Here is a 4,466-nt window from a genome sequence, read left to right as displayed (position 1 = left end):
ATCTTTCCCGCACCGCAGCAAACGAGCAAAGCCTGACAAGAAAGGCACTCGCGCTCAGTTCGGTACGCCTCTCTCTGCGCCAGCAACACGTTGTTTTTCAACAATATCGGCCCAATCCCGACCTTCGCCTCACCTTAACGTTGCTGCAGTCGCAGCCTGCTTACCGGCCATTCGCAGCGCGTGCAAAATCTGGAGATGATCGAACTCACACTCTACGGACAAATCCGCGGTACATGAATACAAGAGACGAGGCGCCATCAAGGTTTACCCTGCGAGCCTGACAAAGTAGCGTGTGCTCGGAGGAGTTCGCCCAATGCAAAAGTTCGACGTCGCTCGATTAGCAGCCCTGTCTGACGGTGTATTTGCGATTGCTATAACTCTTCTTGTCCTGGATCTGGATCTTCCGACCGGCACGGAGAAATCTGTTGGAACACTGATCCTTGCGGACCTTCCGAAGCTGTACGGCTGGCTGATCAGTTTCTTGGCCATCGGTGCGCTTTGGCTCCACCACCATTACATCGTCGCGCAGCTCCGGTTGGCCGACATCACGGTCCTGTTGCTCAATCTGGCCTTGCTCCTGTTCATCTCCGTCGCGCCCTGGACCACCTCGCTGATCAGCGCATACGGCGATAGCCCGGTGTCGGTAATATTGTTCTCGGGCACGCTCGGAATGGGATGGTTGTCGATTGCAATGATGGCAATGCATGCGCGCGACCGCAGCCTCCTCGTCCCGGACGCACCCGCACCGGAGCCGGGACTGGCAACAACCTTGCTTTCAATTCGGGGCACATTGATCGCGATCCTGTCCATTGCACTGGCGTTTGTTGACACCACGCTGGCAATACTTGTCTGGGTCTCGCTAATCGTGATGCACCCATTTGTCTATTACCGCTGATCGCGACCCGCAAGCCAACAACTCCCGACTGGGAATTCCGCAACTCATACCGTTGCGCAATGCCAAAGGTGGAACTCAGAATGCGCGCCGATCAGGGATGGACGGCGCGCATGGGCATATGGGCCGAGCATTCGACCGACGGCCTCACTCGAGCGTGTTCTTGTGGATAACCCCGTCCTTCATGATCAAATCGAAGTTCTGGTCCGGGTCCGCCATCAAGCTTAGATCATCCAGTGGGTTGCCGGCAACGATGATCAGGTCGGCTAAGGCACCTTGGGAAATGACGCCCTTCTCCTTGGGGTATGGGTCCCGCGGCCCTGACAGCTTCAGAAGCTGCGCATTGTCATAGGTCACCATCCGAAGCGCCTCAAAGGGCGTGTAGCCGAAATGCGACCCAAGAAGTGCCACCATCTTGTTCTGCTGGATACCGCCACCTGGCGAAAACAGTATATCGGTCCCGAAGGCGACCTTCAGGTCGTGTTTTTTTGCCAATTCATAGGCTTTTGCGGTTCCCTGAACCATTATCTCTTGCTTGGCTTTCACGAACGGGTTTGCCGCGTATTCCGAGTCATCCTCAATTACAAAGGGTTGCAGAGAGAGCCAGATGTCCTTTTCGGCGAGAAGTGCCATGGTTTCATCGTCCAGAAGCTGGCCGTGCTCCACGACCTTGACCCCGGCTTCTACAGCTGTTCTGACGGCGGTGGGCGTGTAGGCGTGAACCGTGACGTAAGTGTTCCATGTGCTGGCCACCTCGACGGCCGCTTTTATCTCTTCCAGCGTGTACTGCTGCACATCGAGAGGGTCGAAACTCGACGAAGTGCCGCCACCTGCCGCCAATTTGATTTGCGTGGCACCCATCCGAAGTGCCTCACGCACGCGCTTGGTAACCTCGGGCACGCCGTCTGCCGTCATCAGGATCGCATTGCGTTCCCAGTAGTCCAGAGGGTCAGCCGGATTGGCAGGGACAGCGTTTTTGCTGCGGAAGTCAAAATGACCGGAGGTCTGGCTGATCGGCGGGCCCGATGGATAAATTCGCGGGCCCACAAGCTCGCCTGAATCCACCAACTTCTTGATTGCGAAGGGATTGCCGCCCATGTCTCTCACAGTGGTAAAACCGCGCATCACGGTGGCCTCAGCCCCAATCGCACCGCGCAGCGCAACCTCCGACACATCGCCCGCTGCAAGGATATCGACAGGAATTTCGGCAAAGCTAACGTGCCAGTGATTGTCGATCATGCCGGGCATCAGGGTTCCACCCTTGCCATCGATCACCGTCGCATCGCCTGGGTCGATCTCGTCGGTCGAGACGCTTTTGATTGTGGTGCCCTCTATTAGAACATTCGCGTTTTCGATCAGGTCGGGGTTCTGTCCATCAAAAACGGAGACGTTGGTTACCAGGACATCGGATGTCGACTGCGCTTGAGCCGTTCCCGCCAACATTATGGAAATTAATAAAAAAAAGCTTCTCACCTTAGATTCTCCTCGCCGCCAACTCGATTAGACTCTATGATAGAGCAACAAGTCGAACAACATTTTGGGGTGTGACAATCTGGGCAGATGTCGGCGTCTGATCGATTTTGCGTTGGCACCTATAGTGGGCGGACATCTTGGCGCTAAAGGCGCTCTGAGTGGTTGCAACCGACGGGGATTGAAAGGTGGATCGGAAATGGCACAACGCACGGCGAGCGCTGCGTCTGCTTTTCAGGGTCGGGGCGCGCGCATGACAGCGGTGATCGCTGGCCGCGGCTGTGCCGTCCGTTTCTGCCTGACGCTGCTAATCTCCGTCGGCGCAGCGGAGTATACCTGTGCCGAGGTGCTTGGCGGGCCTTCATCGGTCCGGTCCGATTTACTGCTCTCCTACGCGCCGCCCGATCCGAACTATCGCTTCGATTTCCCACGCAACCTGGTCCCCGGTTATTTCGACTGGAAGGACAGGCTCGAAGCGCGGGGAATCAAGTTCAACTTCGAGTATCTTTCGCTTGGCCAATCGACCAACGCGGCGTTTGGACCGGGTAAGGCCGTCGGCGGATTGGCACGGCTTTACGGCACTTGGCAGGCAACCTCCAACGGGTCGCTGACATTCAAGGTCGAGAACCGCCGCAGCTACACAAGCGTATCGCCGCAAGGTCTCGGAGAAGCATCCGGGGCGCTGTCGGTGACCGGCACCGTGTTCAGCGACGCTGGCACGATTCTTACCAATCTGTTTTGGACGCACACCGCTAAAGACAAGCGTTGGGCGGTTCGCTTCGGCTTGATCGACGTCACCGACTATCTCGATTCCTACGGTCTCGTCAGCCCGTACGCCGCCTTTCAAAATGCGGCCTTCAGCACCAGTCCGACGATTGCCGCGCCCAGTCAGGGTCTTGGCGTTGCCGGGGCCGCACAACTAGGTGACAACTTCCTTGTTTTCGGATCGGTGGCAGATGCCAATGCCGACCCGACGACCTCGCCGGACTTTGACGTTGTAGTGGATGGAGATCTCTTCAAGAGCCTCGATTTGGTCTACACGACGGATGTCGGTCTAGCCTTCTACAACAATGCTCATGTCACGATATGGCATTCGGATGCCGCCAGTGATGGCAGCCGTGCTGAGGACTACGGAGCGACTGTTTCGTTGTCAGCGATTTTGCAGAACGGATTTTACCCGTTCTTTCGGGCCGGGCGTTCGCGCGGAACAGCGGCCCTTTACGACCGTTCCATCTCTACCGGATTGGGGTATTTCGCGTCCAATGGCGATCTCGCCGCGGTCGGCTTTGACTGGTCCGGCGCCCGAGATATCGAGGGGACCCAGTTCACGGCAGAAGCGTTCTACCGGTTTTCGCTCTCGCCTGGTCTGGAACTGACCCCGTCGATCCAGTTCATCAAGAACCCGCTGCTCGACCCTTCGGGCGACGGCATTACCCTGATCAGTTTACGCGGACGTTTCGTGTTCTGAGATATGTGGTGTGGCGCAGGCGAGCGACTGTCAGAAACCGTCCGTCAACCCGCCTTCGGTTAGTTGCGGCGCGCACGTCCAGATCCCGCCATTGCCACGGAATGTTTCAGTCCGCATGAACTGCGGCTTCCGGTCGTGAACGCGTCTTCCGTGAATTCTCGTCAGAATTTCACATGGTCGGCATTCTACTCGTCGATACTGAGCGTAGCATCGAACTTGATGAACTCGGAGCCGACTTGCCCGGTGCGGAATGTCGGGTGTTAGAATCTTCGTCTGAACGTCCGCTCTATCGGTTGTCGCATTCACAGGACGCACATGCGGCGGAGGTCCGCAGTCCGCCCTTCACGACGGATTCTGCGCAGATCATAAACGTCCTAGAAGGGCTCGAAGCGGAAGATTAACGGGAGATTCCGAAAGTCTGCTTGGGAGTGGCGAGCGGACGATCCCGCCCGCCTAAATCGTTAAAGATCGATACGTTCGGCAATACTAAGCGCGTCTTCAAGCTCGACGCCAAGGTAACGCACTGTACTGTCCACTTTGCTGTGACCGAGCAGAAGTTGAACGGCACGTAGGTTTCCGGTCTTTCTGTATATCAAAGCCGCTTTGGTGCGCCTAAGCGAATGCGTGCCGTAGCTG

The 4,466-nt window shown here is 56.9% G+C and carries 4 protein-coding genes; 2 read left to right on the top strand and 2 right to left on the bottom strand.

Annotated elements, in window-relative coordinates; genetic code table 11:
* Positions 1-313 precede the first annotated feature (313 nt).
* Positions 314-895, top strand: coding sequence for a TMEM175 family protein (locus tag AC2FNC_RS20190; protein WP_480520390.1), 582 nt, complete (start codon positions 314-316; stop codon positions 893-895).
* Positions 896-1,039: 144 nt separating this feature from the next.
* Here AC2FNC_RS20190 and AC2FNC_RS20185 read toward each other — a convergent pair whose 3' ends face one another.
* Positions 1,040-2,365: a metal-dependent hydrolase family protein gene (locus AC2FNC_RS20185; RefSeq protein ID WP_480520388.1), complete on the bottom strand. Its 1,326-nt coding sequence runs from the start codon at positions 2,363-2,365 to the stop codon at positions 1,040-1,042.
* Positions 2,366-2,615: 250 nt separating this feature from the next.
* Here AC2FNC_RS20185 and AC2FNC_RS20180 point away from each other — a divergent pair, with 250 nt between their 5' ends.
* Positions 2,616-3,830, top strand: a complete 1,215-nt coding sequence (locus tag AC2FNC_RS20180; RefSeq protein WP_480520385.1) for a carbohydrate porin — start codon at positions 2,616-2,618, stop codon at positions 3,828-3,830.
* A 461-nt stretch (positions 3,831-4,291) separates the two neighbouring features.
* On the opposite strand, the gene AC2FNC_RS20175 is transcribed toward AC2FNC_RS20180, so the two are convergent.
* Positions 4,292-4,466 (bottom strand): tyrosine-type recombinase/integrase (locus AC2FNC_RS20175; protein WP_496716237.1); only part of this gene is annotated, 175 nt, incomplete at its 5' end.

The organism is Ruegeria sp. BHSA123, assembly GCF_059613425.1.
The sequence above is the reverse complement of the archived record's forward strand: the minus strand, read 5'-3'. Positions and strand labels throughout refer to the sequence as shown.